Genomic DNA, 15,071 nt, shown 5'->3' with positions numbered 1-15,071 from the left:
TGCGCCGTGTCAGTCGAGACATTTGTGACTGATACACCGCTTTCGCGAGCAAGTCGAATCGTCGCACCGCCCCTCCCACAGTTGATTGCATTCCAAATCGATTAGCGGGTCTGGACCACGACTTTGCCCACAGCCCTGCGCTGCCCCAAGTCGTTAATTGCCTGCGCAGCCTGTTCCAGCGGATACACCTGCGAAACCAACGGCTTCAACTTGCCCTCGCCATACCAGGTAAACAACTGCTGGAAGTTCGCCGCATTGTCCTGCGGCTGGCGCTGGGCGAACGAGCCCCAGAACACCCCGACCACGGACGCGCCCTTGAGCAGCGCCAGGTTCACCGGCAGCTCGGGAATGCGCCCGCTGGCAAAACCTACCACCAGCAGGCGGCCGTTCCAGGCGATGCCGCGCACGGCCTGGTCAAACAGGTCGCCGCCGACCGGGTCGTAGATCACATCGACGCCGTTGCCGTCGGTCAGGCGCTTGATCTCATCCTTAAGGCTGGCCTCGCTGTAGTTGATCAGCTCATCCGCGCCGGCGGCCTTGGCTACGGCGAGTTTGTCGGCGCTGCTGGCGGCGGCAATCACCCGGGCGCCCATGGCTTTGCCGATTTCTACGGCGGCCAGGCCCACACCGCCGGAGGCGCCGAGCACCAGCAGAGTTTCGCCGGGTTGCAGGTTGGCGCGTTGTTTGAGCGCATGCATGGAGGTGCCGTAGGTCATGCTGAAGGCGGCGGCGGTGTTGAAATCCATACTCGGCGGGATTGGCAGCACGTTATAGCCCGGCACCGCGACCTGTTCGGCAAAGCTGCCCCAGCCGGTCAGGGCCATGACCCGGTCGCCGACTTTGAGGTGGCTGACCTTTTCACCCACTTCGCTGACCACGCCGGCCGCTTCGCCACCCGGTGAGAACGGGAAGGGCGGCTTGAATTGGTACTTGCCCTCAATGATCAAGGTGTCCGGGAAATTCACCCCGGCGGCGTGCACATCCAGCAGGATTTCGTTCTTCTTGATCGCGGGGCTGGCGATCTCTTCCAGCACCAGGGTTTCGGCGGGGCCGAAGGCTTTGCACAGCACAGCTTTCATCGGACTATTCCTTTTGGCGTCGTGGCCGATAAGTGTAGGAGGGTACGCCCGTGGGTCAACGAGCATGCCTGGCCCTGATAAGTCGCCATAAGCTTGTACTCAGCCTTGCTAGCGTTATGCTACCCGGCAACCGAATTCGAGGAATGAACTGTGAAAGCGTGGATCCTGTTGATGCTCGCCCTGACCTTGCCGATGGCAGCCCAGGCCGAAGAAGCGAAAGAAGGCGAGGCGCCGAAGGTCAGCTACATCAGCCTGACCCCACCGTTCGTGGGCAACTACGGCCTGGATGGCACGGCGAAATTGCGGGTCTACAAGGCCGACATCGCCCTGCGCGTGACCGGGCCTGAAGCGGCTGCGGCCGTCAAAGCCAACGACCCGCTGATTCGTAACCAGCTGGTGGCGCTGTTTACCCAGCAGACCAACGAAGCCATGAGCACGGTCGAAGGCAAAGAAAAACTGCGCCAGGAAGCCCTGAAGCAAACCCAGCAAGTCATGAACGACGAGACCGGCAAGCCGGTGGTGGAAGACCTGCTCTTCAACAACCTGATCATCCAGTAAAGCGGGCGCTTCGCGCCTTTCGCGAGCAAGCCCGCTCCCACATTCGACCGTGTTCCTCTGATTAAACGCGGTCAAAATGTGGGAGCGGGCTTGCTCGCGAAGAGGCCCTTACAGGCACCTCAGGAAGCCAAGCTTTTCCTGAACCTGGCCAGCGCCACCGCAAAAAACACCAACCCAATCCCCACCAACGCCAGTAAATCCGGCCACACCACACCCACGCCCGCATCGCGAAACAAAATCGCCGCACTCAAGCTCACAAAATGCGTCGACGGCGAGCCCTGCATCACCCACTGCAACCACTCGGGCATGCTGTCCAACGGCGTACTGCCGCCAGACAGCAGCAGCATCGGAATGATCACCGGAATCGCCAGCAAACCAAACTGCGGCGTCGAACGCGCAAGGGTGGCGAGAAAAATACCCAAGGCAGTGCTGGCAAACAGGTACAGCGCCGTCACCAGCAAAAACAGGCTCAGGGACCCGGCCAGCGGCACGCCGAGCAAGCCTTTGACCACCAGCTCCAGCGACAGCCACGTACACAGCACCACCACCAGCATGTTGCTCCAGATTTTTGCCAGCATGATTTCCAGCGCCGTCAGCGGCAGCACCAGCAAATGGTCGAGCGTGCCGTGTTCACGCTCGCGCAGCAGCGCGGTGCCGGTGAGCACGATGGCCAGGATGGTGATGTTGTTGACGATCTGGATCACCGCTAAAAACCAACCGCCTTCCAGGTTAGTGTTGAACAATGCCCGTGTGGTCAGGCGCGCAGGCGTCTTGCCCAACGCGTCGGTTTGCCCGCTGTAGCGCTGCAACTCACGCTGGAAAATCCGGCCGATATAGCCTGCGCCCATAAATGCCTGGCTCATCGCCGTGGCATCGACGTTTACCTGCACGCCCGGCTGACGACCGGCCAACAGGTCCGCCTGGAAGTTGGCCGGCACATTGATCACGAAGGTGTACTCGCCGCTGTCCATGACCTTGTCCAACTGGTCGTAGGCCAGTGGCGCAGGCGGCTGAAACTCCGGTGGTTGCAACGCCTCGGCCATCTGCCGCGACAGCGCGCTGTGGTCTTCATCGATAAAGGCCACGCTGGCGTTGTGCACGCCAATCACCGAACCGGCGGCGGGCATGTAGATCGCCACGGTAAAGGCGTAGGCCAGAAACAGCAGCAATACGCTGTCGTGGCGCAGGCTGGTGAGTTCCTTGAGGCCCAGGCGCAGGATGTGAGCGAGCTTGTGCATCAGGCCTCCTGCTTCTTGAGCATGATCAGGCTCAGCCCGGTGAACCCGACGAAAAACCCGAACAGCGCCAGGCATTGCGGCCACAACTGGCGCAGGTCCAGGGCCTTGGTGAAGGTGCCCACGGCGATATCCAGGAAGTGCCCGGCGGGGAACAACATGCCCATCAGCGCGGCCGCGCCTTCCAGCGACGAGCGCGGCACGATCAGCCCGGAGAACTGGATGGTTGACAGGCTGGTGATGATCATGGTGCCGAGGATCGCCGCGATCTGGGTGCGGGTGAACGCGGAAATCAGCAGGCCCATGCTGGTGGTGGCCAGCACGTACAACAGGCCGCCGAATGCCAAGGCCAGGCCGCTGCCCTTGAAGGGCACGCCGAACAGCCAGCGGTTCATCGCCACCAGCAGCGCCAGGTTGACCAGGCTCACCGCCAGGTACGGCGCCTGTTTGCCCAGCAGGAACTCCAGGCGCGTCAGCGGCGTGGCGTAGAAGTTGGTGATCGACCCCAGCTCTTTTTCGCGCACGATGCCCAGGGCCGTGAGCATTGCCGGGATGAATGCCAGGATCAGTGCCATCACGCCAGGGCCGATGGCATTCACGCTGACCACGTCCTGGTTGTAGCGAAAGCGCGTTTCCAGCTTGGCGGCGGCCGGGTTGCTCTGCGGCAGGCTGCTCAGTTCGGCCAGTTGCGCAAGGTTGCCTTGGTGCACCGCCTCTACGTAATTACGGCTGGTTTCGGCGCGAAACGGCATGCCGCCATCGATCCAGGCGGCTACCGTGGGTTGGCGGCCGGCGTACAGGTCGCGACCAAAACCGGGCGGGATCTCCAGCGCCAGTTTGATTTCCGAACGTTGCAGGCGCCGGTGCAGTTCGTTGGCATCGCGGATGGGTGCTTGTTCTGCGAAGTAACGCGAGCTGCGGAAGGCTTCCAGGTAGGCGCGGCTTTGCGGAGTCTGGTCCTGGTCGTAGACGGCGAAGGCGAGGTTTTCTACGTCCAGGGAAATGCCGTAACCGAAGATCACCATCATGAACATCGCACCGAGCAGGGCGAAGGCCATGCGCACTTTGTCGCGCAACAGCTCTTTGCCTTCGCGGCTTGCCACGGCCAACAGGCGGGCGATGCTGAAGCCACGTTTGCTGACGGGCGGCGCGCTGCTTTCGCTGACGGTGTTACTCGGTGCGGCAGGTTCGGCTTCGCCTTGGGCCTGTTCCAGGCAGGTAACGAACGCGGCCTCCAAGGTGTCGCCGTGGAATTGCTGTTGCAACGCGTCGGGTGTGTCGCAGGCCAGCACTTTGCCCGCGTGCATCAAGGAGATGCGGTCGCAGCGCTGGGCCTCGTTCATAAAGTGGGTGGACAGGAAAATCGTCACGCCTTGCTCGCGGGACAATTGAACCAACAGTCGCCAGAAATCATCCCGCGCCGCCGGGTCGACGCCCGAAGTGGGCTCATCGAGAATCAGCACTTCCGGGCGATGCAGCACCGCCACCGCGAGTGACAGGCGCTGGCGCAGGCCCAGGGGCAATTCACCGGAGGGTTGCTCGGCCACTTCACCGAGGTCGAAGCGCTGGATCAACTCGTCGATACGCGGGCCGCTGTCGGCCTTGGGCAAGTCGAACAGTTGCGCATGCAGCACCAGGTTCTGGCGCACGCTGAGTTCGCCGTAGAGCGAGAAGCTTTGCGACATGAACCCCACGCGCTTGCGAGTGGCCAGGTCCTTGGCATTTACCGGGTTGCCGAGCAGCGTGGCACTGCCTTCGGTGGCCGGCATCAGCCCGGTGAGGACTTTCATGGTGGTGGTTTTGCCGCAGCCGTTGGAGCCGAGAAAGCCAAAGATCTCACCGCGACCAATTGCGAAGCTGACCTTGTTCACCGCCGTGAAATCCCCAAAGCGCAGGGTCAGGTCGTGGGCCTCGATGGCGATATCGGTGTTGGCGCTTTCACGCGGTGGGATCACCAGCGGCTGGTTGTTGTGGGCGCCGTCACCCTGGAAATGGGTAAAGGCCTCATCAAGTTTGCCGCTGGGTGTGATGGCTGCCAGCTCGCGGCTCAGGCCATCGGCGATCAGCTTGCCGCGATCGAGCATCAGGCAATGTTCGAACTGCTCGGCCTCTTCCATGTAGGCGGTGGCTACCAGCAGCGTCAGCTGTGGGCGCTCGCTGCGCACGGTGTCGACCAGCTCCCAGAAACGCCGGCGCGACAGTGGGTCGACGCCCGTGGTGGGTTCGTCGAGGATCAACAAATCAGGGTCGTGGATCAGCGCGCAGCACAGGCCGAGCTTCTGCTTCATGCCGCCGGACAACTTGCCGGCCGGGCGCTCGGCGAAGCGTGCGAGGTCGGTGGCCAGCAGCAGGTTGTGCATGCGTTGCTCGCAATCGGCTTTGGACAAACCGAACAGCGTGGCGAAGAAACGGATGTTCTCGCTGATGGACAACTCGGGATACAAGTTGCCGCCCAGGCCTTGGGGCATAAAGGCGATGCGCGGGTACAGGCTATTGCGGTGGCGGCGATCTTCGATGGAGCCGCCGAGCACCTCAAGCTGACCTGCCTGAAGTTTCTTAACCCCGGCGATCAGCCCCAGCAAACTCGACTTGCCCGCGCCATCCGGGCCAATCAACCCACAGCGGGTGCCCGCCGGCAGGCTGAAGGCGATGTCGATCAGTGCCTGTTGCTTGCCGTAACGGTGTTGGATGCCGGTGGCGTGCAGCGCCAGGTCGGTCATTGCAGGTTGGCCGGCCAGTCGATATCAGCCGTGCGCACATAACCGGCGCCGGGCATGCCCGGTTTGGCTTGTGGTACGGCGCTGGGTTGAGTCAGGCGCAGCTTGACGCGGAATACCAATTTCTGGCGTTCGTCGCGGGTCTCCACCTCTTTGGGGGTGAACTGCGATTTGGCCGCGACAAAGCTGATTTTCGCCGGCAGCGGCTGCTGGGGCAGGGCGTCGAGCAGGATGCGTGCGTCGCTGCCGACGGTCAGGCGGCCGGTGACGGAAGCGGGGAGGTAGAGGTTCATGTACTGATCATTCGGGTCAATCAACAGTAAAACGCGACCGCCCGCGCCGAGCACTTCACCGGGTTCGGCCAGGCGCAATTGAATGATGCCGTCGATGGGCGCACGCAGGCTGCTGTCGTCGATTTCGCTGGTGAGTTGGGCCACCTGAGCCTGTGCCGCGCCGATGGCCGCTTTCACCGCGTTGACTTGAGCCTGCGCGGCGATCACGGCCGCGTTGCCGGTGTTCTGGCGTGCTTGCTGCTGGTCGATCAACTGGCTGCTGGCGAAGCCGCGCTTGTATAGCTCCTGGGTGCGCTTGAGTTCCTGGTTGGCCAGCAGTTGTTCGCTTTGGCGCAACTGCACGTTGGCCTCGGCGGCGGCGAAGTTCTCCTTGGCGCGCAGCACTTCGGCTTCGGCCTGGGTGCGCTGGGCTTCGAGGGTGCGGGTGTCCATGCGCGCGAGCAGTTGGCCTTTGAGCACCTTGTCGCCTTCATCCACACGCACTTCGGCCAGGCGCCCGGGGATCTTGGCGGCGATCTGTACTTCGGTGGATTCCAGGCGCCCATTGCCCATGCTCAGGCCTTCGGGCAGGCGGTCCTGAGTCGATCGCCAATAACCGAACCCGCCGGCACCCAGCAACAAGGTGATCAGCGCAACGGCGAAAAGGCGCGACATAGTGTGATTCGTAGACATGGCTGCATCCTGCGGCATAAGCGTCCTAGTTTGACCGGTAGCGCCCGAAGGCTCTTGATACCGGTCAAATGAAGCGCAAGCCTAACCCGCTTGGCGTGAAGATGCTTGCATCACAGGTGTGACCGCAGGGTTCTGCCTGTTCAGCGCAGGGCGAGTACCGCCGCCCATTGTTCGGCCGTCACCGGCATCACCGACAATCGACTGCCTTTTTGCACCAGCGGCAATTCGGCGAGGGCAGTTTGTTGTTTGAGGTAGCCAAGGCCCAGCACCTTTGGAAATGTCTCGACGTGGGCCACGTTGATTGCCGTCCACGGGTTTTTCTCCGGTGTGGCTTTGGCATCGAAATAATGGCTTTCGGGTTCCAGCGCGGTCGGGTCCGGATAAGCCGCCTCGACAATTTTGCCGATCCCGGCAATGCCCGGCTCAGGGCAGCTTGAGTGATAAAAGAAAAACTCATCGCCAACCGCCATGGCTCGCAGAAAGTTGCGCGCCTGGTAATTGCGCACGCCGTCCCAGCGCGCTTCACCGAGCTTTTCCAGGCCTTTGATTGAGAGTTCATCGGGCTCGGATTTCATCAGCCAGTAGGCCATTTGGGGGCTCCTGAAAAGGGCATTGGGCAAGTTGTCAGGCAATTCCATGACAAACCGACAGTCGGTTGGCGTCAAGGTTTGCGTGTTGGTTCACGTTACCGCAGAATGCCCGCTTTTAAGCTTGACGCAGCTGCAACGGACTACTTTGGAACGTTGTTGTCATCGTGTACGAGGTGCCTGAAGGGGGGCAATCGATGCAACGTAAACCGGATTTACTATGGATTTTGGTTATTTTGTTTGGTCTGGGCGTCGTGACCACCGGGTATGCCCAGAGCTTGTGGTCGAACAAGACTGATGCACCTGTTGAACTGGCTCAGCAGCAGCCTCAACCGTTCAAGCGTTAACACTTTTTCAATGCGTCGCTGGTTCCAGCGACGTTTCAGCGACATACCATTTTTTATCGGTGACGGTGCCAGCTAATGGCACATCCCAGCTCGCCTGCGCCAAACGTTCGACCTTCTGGCATTCATGGGCCAAGCCCAATAGCGTCGGCTTGCGCCAGTTCTTGCGCCGAGCCAGGTAGGCCAGGCTACGGTCATAAAACCCACCGCCCATGCCCAGTCGCCCACCCACATCATCGAAACCCACCAGTGGCAACAGCACCAGGTCCAGCGCCCAGACGTTGCGTTGGCGGTTGGCATTTACGTGCGGCTCAAGAATGCGAAAGCGGTTGGGCAATAACTTATCCCCAGGCCGCACGCGCTGGAACACCATCTTGGTGCGCGGCCAGGCACTCAGCACCGGCAGATAAGTGGCCTTACCCCGCCGCTGGGCAGCGCGTAGCAGCAAGCGCGGATCGATTTCACCGTCCGTGGGTAGATATAAGGAAATATGTTTGGCCCGGCGAAACAGCGGATGCTGTGCCAGTTGCCGATACAGGCCATGGGCGGCCTTGCGCTGCTCGCTCGGCGTAAGGGCGCGGCGGGCTTTGCGCAACATGCGTCGAAGTTGCGGACGGGAAAGCGGCGCAGGTTCGGTCATGGTTGTTCGGCTCATAAAACAATGCCAGTCCTAAGACTGGCATTGAGTTTGGGAATTCAGGCTCCCCGACAGAGCCGCTGTCGACTTAGCCCTTGAACCCGAAAGTTCAAGGTGGAAGATGCAGTAGGCTTTAAGGCTTTCCGTCTAGCGGACATGCACACCAGCCCAACGTGCAACTTCCAGGGTAGTGCGAATCGGCTCAGGGACATCGCCGACTGGCAAACACGCCAGGGAGTGGGGCGAGTATACCTTAAACAGAGGCGTCAATCAGCCCTTGGGTGGCTCTGGATCGGTAGAAAGTGCCAGATCCACGCGTTCGAGCAGGTCGCGCACCTGCTCACGTGTCGAACCGCTGGCCTGCACGTCAGGCCGTTCCTGCTTATGCAGCAGATCGTGGGTAATATTCAGTGCGGCCATCACGGCGATACGGTCGGCGCCGATGACTTTGCCGCTGCTGCGGATTTCACGCATCTTGCCATCCAGATAGCGGGCAGCACTCACCAGATTGCTGCGTTCTTCCTGAGGGCAGATGATCGAATATTCTTTGTCGAGGATCTGCACGGTAACGCTATTGCTTGAACTCATGAGTCTTGCTCCAGGGCCTTCAGGCGCGAAATCATCGATTCGACCTTACGCCGGGCGATTTCGTTTTTTTCAATGAGGTGAGCGCGTTCCTCGCGCCAGGTCTTTTCCTGAGCTAATAGGAGTCCGTTTTGACTCTTAAGTTGCTCGACCCGATCAATTAGCAGTTCGAGTCTGGCCATCAGCGCTTGCAGGTCGGTGTCTTCCATTGGGTTCCACTGGATTTGTCTGATGAATGGCAACTTCAGGATAAACGATCTGACGCCCTCGATAGTCTTGGTACGTCTGCCGGTGCTAGGATACAGCGCTTCATTCTAGACATTGCGCCGTCTGGCGCCTAGCTCACCATGCCTATTCAGAACTCCCCGTACGACGCTTTTTCCAAACTGCTGAGCTCCAGCGGTCATCCTTGCTCGCCTGCCGAACTGCACGGCGTGCTGTTGGGCCGCAGCTGCACGGGCGTTGGCTTTGATGCCGACAACTGGCTGGCCGATGTGGCCGAGCTGCTGGAAACCGAACCTACCGAGAACGTGCGTAACGCGCTGATCGGCCTGCAAGAGATGGTCAAGGGCGAGCTGACCGGTGATGACGTCACCGTGGTCCTGCTGCTGCCGACCGACGATGCGCCGCTCACCGATCGCGCCGCCGCATTGGGCCAATGGTGCCAAGGCTTCCTGCACGGCTTTGGCGTGAACGCCGGCGGCCTGGAGCTGAGCACCGACGCCAAAGAAGTGTTGCAAGACCTGGCTGCCATCTCCCAGGTGCAAGATGCCCTGGAAGAGTCCGAGGACGGCGAAGGTGACTATATGGAAGTGATGGAATACCTGCGCGTCGCGCCGCTGCTGCTGTTCACCGAGACCAAAAAATCCGCTGAGCCCGCCGCACCCAAGCCGTCGCTGCACTAAGCAAGGAAGTCCATCTGCCCATGATCCATATCCCGAAAGCGGAATACACCCGCCGCCGCAAGGCGCTCATGGCGCAGATGGAACCCAACAGCATCGCGATCCTGCCGGCCGCCGCCGTGGCCATCCGCAACCGTGATGTCGAGCATGTCTACCGTCAGGACAGCGACTTCCAGTACCTGAGCGGCTTCCCTGAACCCGAAGCTGTGATCGTGCTGATGCCCGGTCGTCAGCATGGCGAGTACGTGTTGTTCTGCCGCGAGCGCAACGCCGAACGCGAACTGTGGGACGGCCTGCGCGCCGGCACCGAAGGCGCAATTCGCGACTTTGGCGCTGACGATGCGTTCCCCATCACCGATATCGACGACATCTTGCCCGGCCTGATCGAAGGCCGCGACCGGGTGTATTCGGCCATGGGCAGCAACGCCGAATTCGATCGGCATGTGATGGAATGGATCAACGTGATCCGCTCCAAAGCGCACTTGGGCGCCCAGCCGCCGAACGAATTTGTTGCCCTGGATCATCTGCTCCACGACATGCGCCTGTATAAATCGGCGGCAGAAGTGAAGGTGATGCGCGAGGCCGCGCGAATTTCCTGCGCGGCCCACGTCAAGGCGATGCAGGCCAGTCGCGCCGGGCTGTATGAGTTCAGCCTGGAGGCCGAACTGGATTACGAGTTCCGCAAAGGCGGCGCGAAAATGCCGGCCTATGGCTCCATCGTCGCCGCCGGGCGTAACAGCTGCATTCTGCATTACCAGCAGAATGACGCGCTGCTCAAGGACGGTGACCTGGTGTTGATCGACGCCGGTTGCGAGATCGACTGCTACGCCAGCGACATCACGCGTACCTGGCCGGTCAGCGGCAAATTTTCACCCGAACAAAAGGCGATCTACGAGATTGTGCTGGCCTCCCAGGAAGCCGCTTTTGCCGAGATCGCGCCGAACAAACACTGGAACCAGGCCCATGAGGCGACCGTGCAGGTCATCACCGCCGGGCTGGTGAAGTTGGGCTTGTTGCAGGGCGACGTCGACGAATTAATCGCCAGCGAAGCCTACCGCGCCTTTTATATGCACCGCGCCGGCCACTGGCTGGGCATGGATGTGCATGATGTGGGCGAATACAAAGTGGGCGGTGAATGGCGTGTGCTGGAAGTGGGCATGGCGTTGACCGTGGAGCCGGGCATTTATATCTCGCCGGACAACCAGAATGTGGCAAAGAAATGGCGTGGCATTGGCGTACGCATCGAGGACGACGTGATAGTGACCAAGCAAGGCTGTGAGATTCTGACCGGCGGCGTCCCCAAAACCGTCGCCGAGATCGAAGCGCTGATGGCGGCAGCCCGATGAGCCGGGTCAACCTGGCGATTATCGGCGGCGGCCTGGTCGGCGCCAGCCTGGCGTTGGCATTACAGGCCGGTGCCAAGGCACGGGGTTGGAAGATCGTGCTGATCGAACCGTTCGCGCCGGGTGACACTTACCAGCCGAGCTACGATGCGCGTTCTTCGGCACTCTCCTACGGAGCGCGTCAGATCTATCAGCGCCTGGGTGTGTGGCAGGACATCTCCCGCCGCGCCGAGCCGATCAAGCAGATTCACGTGTCAGACCGTGGGCGTTTCTCCACTGCGCGCTTGTCCGCTCTGGAGGAGGGCGTGCCGGCCCTCGGCTATGTGGTGGAAAACGCCTGGCTCGGCCAGTGCCTGTGGCAAGGCCTGGACAAAGAGGTGGTGAGCTGGCGCTGCCCGGCGGAAGTCACGCGCATGGAGCCGCTGCCCGACGGCTATCGCCTGACCCTCAACGATGAAACCGTGCTGGAATGCGACCTTGCAGTATTGGCCGATGGCGGCCGCTCCGGTTTGCGTGAGCAACTGGGTATTGGCGTCAAAACCCGCCCTTACAACCAGAGCGCGCTGATCGCCAACATCACTCCAAGCGAAGCCCATAACGGCGAGGCCTTCGAGCGCTTCACCGATGAAGGCCCGATGGCCCTGTTGCCGTTGCCGGACAACCGCTGCGCGCTGGTGTGGACACGCATCGGCATGGACGCCCAGCGCCTGGCCAACCTCGATGAGCGCAGTTTCTTGAGCGAGCTGCAGGGCGTGTTCGGCTATCGCCTGGGCACCCTCAAGCAAGTCGGCGCACGGCACCTGTACCCGCTGACGCTGGTGGAAGCCGAAGAACAAGTGCGCTCGCACCTGGCGATCCTCGGCAATGCCGCCCACAGCCTGCACCCGATTGCCGGGCAGGGTTTCAACCTGTCCTTGCGCGATGCCAATGCCTTGGCCGAAGCCTTGCTGGCCGGGCCTGCGGTGCCGGGCGACTTGGCGACCTTGCAGCGCTACCGCGAATGCCAGCATCTGGACCAGAAGCTCACGGTGGGTTTCTCCGATCAAGTCACGCGCCTGTTTGGCAGTGCCCAGCCATTAGTGGCTTTGGGCCGCAACATGGGCCTGCTCGGCCTGGACCTGCTACCGCCGGCCAAACGCTGGTTCGCCCGTCAGGCCATGGGCCTGGGTACGCGCCCCGATGCGTAAGTGGTTGATCCAACGTTTGGGGAAAGCGCGGCTGTTGCGTTGGGTCATGACCCTTTATCCGCCCTATCTTGGGGCGGGGATAAGCGTGCAGCACATGAGCGCTGACTTTCGTCATGTCAAAGTGCGCATGGGCCTGGGTTGGTACAACCGCAACTACGTTGGTACGCAGTTCGGCGGCAGCCTGTACTCGATGGTCGACCCGTTCTACATGTTGCTGTTGATGGAGAACCTGGGCCGCGACTACATCGTGTGGGACAAGGCCGCGAGCATTGACTTCGTGTCGCCGGGCAAAGGCCCGGTGTACGCCGAATTTTCCATCGACGACGCCTTGCTGGACGAAATTCGCCGGCAGACCGAAGGTGGCGAGAAATACTTGCCTCACCTCAAGGTCGAGATTCATGACGGCTCCGGCACCCTGGTGGCGCGGGTCGACAAAACCCTTTACGTGCGGCGCAAGCCGCCAGCAAAGCAGGCTTAAAGCATGGACATGCGCGCAGATGTGCTGATTGTCGGGGCCGGAATGGTCGGAAGCGCCCTGGCGCTGGCGTTGCAGGGCAGTGGCCTGCAGGTGCTGCTGCTCGACGGCAGCCCGCTGAGCGTCAAGCCGTTCGACCGTCAGGCGGCCTTCGAGCCACGGGTGAGTGCCTTGTCGGCCGCCAGCCAGCGCATCCTCGAGCGCCTGGGCGTGTGGGACGGCATTGTGTCGCGGCGCGCCAGCCCCTATGGCGAGATGCAAGTGTGGGACGGCAGCGGCACCGGGCAGATCCACTTCTCGGCGGCCAGTGTGCACGCTGAAGTGCTCGGGCATATCGTCGAGAACCGTGTGGTTCAAGACGCGCTGCTCGACCGCCTGCATGATTGCGACCTGGGCCTGCTGGCCAACGCCCGCCTGGAACAGATGCGCCGCTCCGGTGATGACTGGCTGCTGACCCTGGCGGACGGGCGTAAATTGCGTGCGCCGCTGGTGGTCGCCGCCGATGGCGCCAACTCCGCCGTACGCCGCCTGACCGGCACTGCGACCCGCGAGTGGGATTACTTGCATAACGCCATTGTCACCAGCGTTCGCAGTAGCCAGCCCCACCAGCGCACGGCGTGGCAGCGTTTCACCGACACTGGCCCGCTGGCGTTTCTGCCACTGGTGCGCGATGGGCAGGAAGACTGGTGTTCGATCGTCTGGTCGACCACCCCGGCCGAATCCGAACGCCTGATGGCGCTGGACGACGAAAACTTCTGCCGTGAGCTGGAGCGCGCCTTTGAAGGGCGGCTCGGCAGGGTGCTCAGCGCCGATCCACGTGTGTGCGTGCCATTGCGCCAACGCCACGCCAAACGCTATGTGGCCGAAGGCCTGGCGCTGATTGGCGACGCCGCCCACGTGATCCACCCATTGGCGGGGCAGGGCGTGAACCTGGGTTTCCTCGATGCAGCCGTGCTGGCTGAAGTGCTGCTGGCGGCAACCGAACGCGGTGAGCGTCTGGCCGATGTGAAGGTGTTGAGCCGCTACGAACGTCGGCGCATGCCGCATAACCTGGCGCTGATGGCGGCCATGGAAGGCTTTGAACGCCTGTTCCAGGCCGACCAGTTGCCATTGCGCTGGTTGCGCAACGCCGGGCTTAAAATCGTCGACCAGATGCCCGAAGCCAAGGCCGTCTTCGTCCGCCAGGCCTTGGGCCTGACCGGCGACCTCCCGGAACTGGCCAAACCCTGAATTGCAATGCGTCCCCCTGTGGGAGCGGGCTTGCTCGCGAAAGCGGTGTATCAGTTACACATGTATCGACTGACACGACGCCTTCGCGAGCAAGCCCGCTCCCACAAGGGAAAGCGCTGTGCAACATCTCGTAACGCCTCCACCAAGCGCTACCAAATGTGAGTCCTTATCATTTGCCCTCTTTTTGCAAATGAGAGACCGCACCCATGTTGGCACCCAAGCGCCTCCTGACTGCCCTGGCACTCACCCTTATCGGCAGCACCACCGTGCAGGCAGCCGACGAAGTCGTGGTCTACTCCTCGCGCATCGACGAACTGATCAAGCCGGTGTTCGATGCCTACACCAAAAAGACCGGCGTGCAGGTGAAGTTCATCACCGACAAGGAAGCCCCGCTGATGCAGCGCATCAAGGCCGAAGGCGAAAACGCCACGGCCGACCTGTTGCTCACCGTCGACGCCGGCAACCTTTGGCAGGCTGAGCAAATGGGCATCCTGCAGCCGTTCACCTCAGCGGTGATCGACAAGAATATTCCGCTGCAATACCGCTCCTCAAACCACGCCTGGACCGGCTTGAGCCTGCGCGCGCGGACCATCGCCTATTCCACCGACCGGGTAAAACCCGGTGACCTGACCACTTACGAAGCCCTGGCCGACAAACAATGGGAAGGCCGCCTGTGCCTGCGCACGGCGAAAAAGGTCTACAACCAGTCGCTGACCGCCACCCTGATCGAAACCCATGGCGCGGCCAAGACCGAAGAAATCGTCAAAGGCTGGGTCAACAACCTGTCTACCGACGTGTTCTCCGACGACATCGCCGTGCTGGAGGCGATCAACGCCGGGCAATGCGACGTGGGCATCGTCAATACCTACTACTACGGCCGCCTGCACAAGCAAAAGCCGGATTTGGCGGTAAAACTGTTCTGGCCGAACCAGGGCGACCGCGGTGTGCACGTGAACCTGTCGGGCATTGGCCTGACCAAGCACGCACCGCACCCGGAAGCGGCCAAGGCATTGGTTGAGTGGATGACCACGCCTGAAGCGCAACAGATCTTCGCCGACGTGAATCAGGAATTCCCGGCCAACCCGGCGGTGCCGCCATCGGCGGAAGTGGCGACCTGGGGCAAGTTCGTGGCCGATACCTTGCCGGTGGAAGTGGCCGGCAAGCGTCAGGCTGAGGCTATCCGCCTGATGGATCGCGCCGGCTGGAACTGACTACAATTTGCAGGCA

16 protein-coding genes and 1 other RNA gene are annotated in these 15,071 nt (G+C 61.6%); 8 read left to right on the top strand and 9 right to left on the bottom strand.

Annotated features, from left to right (window positions below; genetic code table 11):
* Positions 1-101: 101 nt before the first annotated feature.
* Entirely contained in the window at positions 102-1,079 is a 978-nt protein-coding gene (locus ACTD9P_RS02025) for an NADPH:quinone oxidoreductase family protein (protein WP_099488362.1), read from the bottom strand.
* 150 nt (positions 1,080-1,229) lie between these two features.
* Between ACTD9P_RS02025 and ACTD9P_RS02020 the strand changes: the two genes are divergently transcribed.
* Complete coding sequence (locus ACTD9P_RS02020; RefSeq protein ID WP_056860760.1) at positions 1,230-1,637, top strand: flagellar basal body-associated protein FliL; 408 nt, start codon at positions 1,230-1,232, stop codon at positions 1,635-1,637.
* Positions 1,638-1,756: 119 nt separating this feature from the next.
* Here ACTD9P_RS02020 and ACTD9P_RS02015 read toward each other — a convergent pair whose 3' ends face one another.
* The 4 genes from ACTD9P_RS02015 to ACTD9P_RS02000 all read right to left on the bottom strand — a co-directional run bounded on the left by ACTD9P_RS02015 (position 1,757) and on the right by ACTD9P_RS02000 (position 7,144).
* Positions 1,757-2,875, bottom strand: a complete 1,119-nt coding sequence (locus tag ACTD9P_RS02015; protein ID WP_438866474.1) for an ABC transporter permease — start codon at positions 2,873-2,875, stop codon at positions 1,757-1,759.
* Positions 2,875-5,592, bottom strand: coding sequence for a ribosome-associated ATPase/putative transporter RbbA (gene rbbA, locus ACTD9P_RS02010; protein WP_438866473.1), 2,718 nt, complete (start codon positions 5,590-5,592; stop codon positions 2,875-2,877). Before rbbA ends, ACTD9P_RS02015 begins: the two co-directional genes overlap by 1 nt.
* Positions 5,589-6,554 carry an HlyD family secretion protein gene (locus ACTD9P_RS02005; protein ID WP_438866472.1) on the bottom strand — a complete coding sequence of 322 codons (966 nt, stop codon included), beginning with the start codon at positions 6,552-6,554 and terminating at the stop codon, positions 5,589-5,591. Before ACTD9P_RS02005 ends, rbbA begins: the two co-directional genes overlap by 4 nt.
* 140 nt (positions 6,555-6,694) lie before the next feature.
* Positions 6,695-7,144, bottom strand: a complete 450-nt coding sequence (locus tag ACTD9P_RS02000) for an EVE domain-containing protein (RefSeq protein ID WP_438866471.1) — start codon at positions 7,142-7,144, stop codon at positions 6,695-6,697.
* 194 nt (positions 7,145-7,338) lie between these two features.
* Here ACTD9P_RS02000 and ACTD9P_RS01995 point away from each other — a divergent pair, with 194 nt between their 5' ends.
* Positions 7,339-7,488 (top strand): hypothetical protein, encoded by a 150-nt coding sequence (locus tag ACTD9P_RS01995; RefSeq protein ID WP_010207387.1) that lies wholly within the window; start codon positions 7,339-7,341, stop codon positions 7,486-7,488.
* A 7-nt stretch (positions 7,489-7,495) separates the two neighbouring features.
* Here the strand turns inward: ACTD9P_RS01995 and ACTD9P_RS01990 are convergent, their stop codons facing one another.
* From ACTD9P_RS01990 to ACTD9P_RS01975, 4 genes are all read right to left on the bottom strand, one after another.
* Complete coding sequence (locus ACTD9P_RS01990) at positions 7,496-8,125, bottom strand: 5-formyltetrahydrofolate cyclo-ligase (RefSeq protein ID WP_438866536.1); 630 nt, start codon at positions 8,123-8,125, stop codon at positions 7,496-7,498.
* A 58-nt stretch (positions 8,126-8,183) separates the two neighbouring features.
* Positions 8,184-8,362: non-coding RNA, 6S RNA (ssrS, locus tag ACTD9P_RS01985), on the bottom strand.
* 30 nt (positions 8,363-8,392) lie between these two features.
* Entirely contained in the window at positions 8,393-8,710 is a 318-nt protein-coding gene (locus ACTD9P_RS01980; RefSeq protein ID WP_065931843.1) for a cell division protein ZapA, read from the bottom strand.
* Complete coding sequence (locus ACTD9P_RS01975; protein WP_003177365.1) at positions 8,707-8,916, bottom strand: TIGR02449 family protein; 210 nt, start codon at positions 8,914-8,916, stop codon at positions 8,707-8,709. The genes ACTD9P_RS01980 and ACTD9P_RS01975 overlap by 4 nt, the downstream gene beginning before the upstream one ends.
* Positions 8,917-9,054: 138 nt before the next feature.
* On the opposite strand from ACTD9P_RS01975, the gene ACTD9P_RS01970 reads away from it, so the two are divergent.
* From ACTD9P_RS01970 to ACTD9P_RS01945, 6 genes are all read left to right on the top strand, one after another.
* A complete protein-coding gene (locus tag ACTD9P_RS01970; RefSeq protein ID WP_438866470.1) occupies positions 9,055-9,612 on the top strand; it encodes a YecA/YgfB family protein in 558 nt (185 codons plus the stop codon).
* A 20-nt stretch (positions 9,613-9,632) separates the two neighbouring features.
* Positions 9,633-10,955, top strand: coding sequence for a Xaa-Pro aminopeptidase (pepP, locus tag ACTD9P_RS01965; protein ID WP_138813380.1), 1,323 nt, complete (start codon positions 9,633-9,635; stop codon positions 10,953-10,955).
* Positions 10,952-12,139 carry a 2-octaprenyl-6-methoxyphenyl hydroxylase gene (gene ubiH / locus ACTD9P_RS01960; protein ID WP_438866469.1) on the top strand — a complete coding sequence of 396 codons (1,188 nt, stop codon included), beginning with the start codon at positions 10,952-10,954 and terminating at the stop codon, positions 12,137-12,139. Before pepP ends, ubiH begins: the two co-directional genes overlap by 4 nt.
* Positions 12,132-12,617, top strand: coding sequence for a DUF4442 domain-containing protein (locus ACTD9P_RS01955; protein WP_017135271.1), 486 nt, complete (start codon positions 12,132-12,134; stop codon positions 12,615-12,617). The genes ubiH and ACTD9P_RS01955 overlap by 8 nt, the downstream gene beginning before the upstream one ends.
* 9 nt (positions 12,618-12,626) lie before the next feature.
* Positions 12,627-13,844 carry a 2-octaprenyl-3-methyl-6-methoxy-1,4-benzoquinol hydroxylase gene (locus ACTD9P_RS01950; protein ID WP_438866535.1) on the top strand — a complete coding sequence of 406 codons (1,218 nt, stop codon included), beginning with the start codon at positions 12,627-12,629 and terminating at the stop codon, positions 13,842-13,844.
* Between the two features lie 206 nt (positions 13,845-14,050).
* Positions 14,051-15,055 carry an extracellular solute-binding protein gene (locus ACTD9P_RS01945; protein WP_017135273.1) on the top strand — a complete coding sequence of 335 codons (1,005 nt, stop codon included), beginning with the start codon at positions 14,051-14,053 and terminating at the stop codon, positions 15,053-15,055.
* Positions 15,056-15,071 lie beyond the last annotated feature (16 nt).

This window comes from Pseudomonas onubensis (genome assembly GCF_965653655.1).
Classification (GTDB): Bacteria; Pseudomonadota; Gammaproteobacteria; order Pseudomonadales; family Pseudomonadaceae; genus Aquipseudomonas.
Note: the sequence above shows the minus strand (reverse complement) of the source record. Positions and strands in the feature narration are given on the sequence as shown.

What these genes read in the sequence shown, in the direction of transcription:
- ACTD9P_RS01975 (WP_003177365.1), bottom strand. Translation starts at nt 8,916, where the DNA reads ATGGAAGACACCGACCTGCAAGCGCTGATGGCCAGACTCGAACTGCTA.
- ACTD9P_RS01950 (WP_438866535.1), top strand. Translation starts at nt 12,627, where the DNA reads ATGCGCGCAGATGTGCTGATTGTCGGGGCCGGAATGGTCGGAAGCGCC.
- ACTD9P_RS01980 (WP_065931843.1), bottom strand. Translation starts at nt 8,710, where the DNA reads ATGAGTTCAAGCAATAGCGTTACCGTGCAGATCCTCGACAAAGAATAT.
- pepP (WP_138813380.1), top strand. Translation starts at nt 9,633, where the DNA reads ATGATCCATATCCCGAAAGCGGAATACACCCGCCGCCGCAAGGCGCTC.
- ACTD9P_RS01945 (WP_017135273.1), top strand. Translation starts at nt 14,051, where the DNA reads ATGTTGGCACCCAAGCGCCTCCTGACTGCCCTGGCACTCACCCTTATC.
- ACTD9P_RS02005 (WP_438866472.1), bottom strand. Translation starts at nt 6,554, where the DNA reads ATGTCTACGAATCACACTATGTCGCGCCTTTTCGCCGTTGCGCTGATC.
- ACTD9P_RS02015 (WP_438866474.1), bottom strand. Translation starts at nt 2,875, where the DNA reads ATGCACAAGCTCGCTCACATCCTGCGCCTGGGCCTCAAGGAACTCACC.
- ACTD9P_RS01970 (WP_438866470.1), top strand. Translation starts at nt 9,055, where the DNA reads ATGCCTATTCAGAACTCCCCGTACGACGCTTTTTCCAAACTGCTGAGC.
- ACTD9P_RS02025 (WP_099488362.1), bottom strand. Translation starts at nt 1,079, where the DNA reads ATGAAAGCTGTGCTGTGCAAAGCCTTCGGCCCCGCCGAAACCCTGGTG.
- ACTD9P_RS02000 (WP_438866471.1), bottom strand. Translation starts at nt 7,144, where the DNA reads ATGGCCTACTGGCTGATGAAATCCGAGCCCGATGAACTCTCAATCAAA.
- ACTD9P_RS01990 (WP_438866536.1), bottom strand. Translation starts at nt 8,125, where the DNA reads ATGACCGAACCTGCGCCGCTTTCCCGTCCGCAACTTCGACGCATGTTG.
- rbbA (WP_438866473.1), bottom strand. Translation starts at nt 5,592, where the DNA reads ATGACCGACCTGGCGCTGCACGCCACCGGCATCCAACACCGTTACGGC.
- ACTD9P_RS01995 (WP_010207387.1), top strand. Translation starts at nt 7,339, where the DNA reads ATGCAACGTAAACCGGATTTACTATGGATTTTGGTTATTTTGTTTGGT.
- ACTD9P_RS01955 (WP_017135271.1), top strand. Translation starts at nt 12,132, where the DNA reads ATGCGTAAGTGGTTGATCCAACGTTTGGGGAAAGCGCGGCTGTTGCGT.
- ubiH (WP_438866469.1), top strand. Translation starts at nt 10,952, where the DNA reads ATGAGCCGGGTCAACCTGGCGATTATCGGCGGCGGCCTGGTCGGCGCC.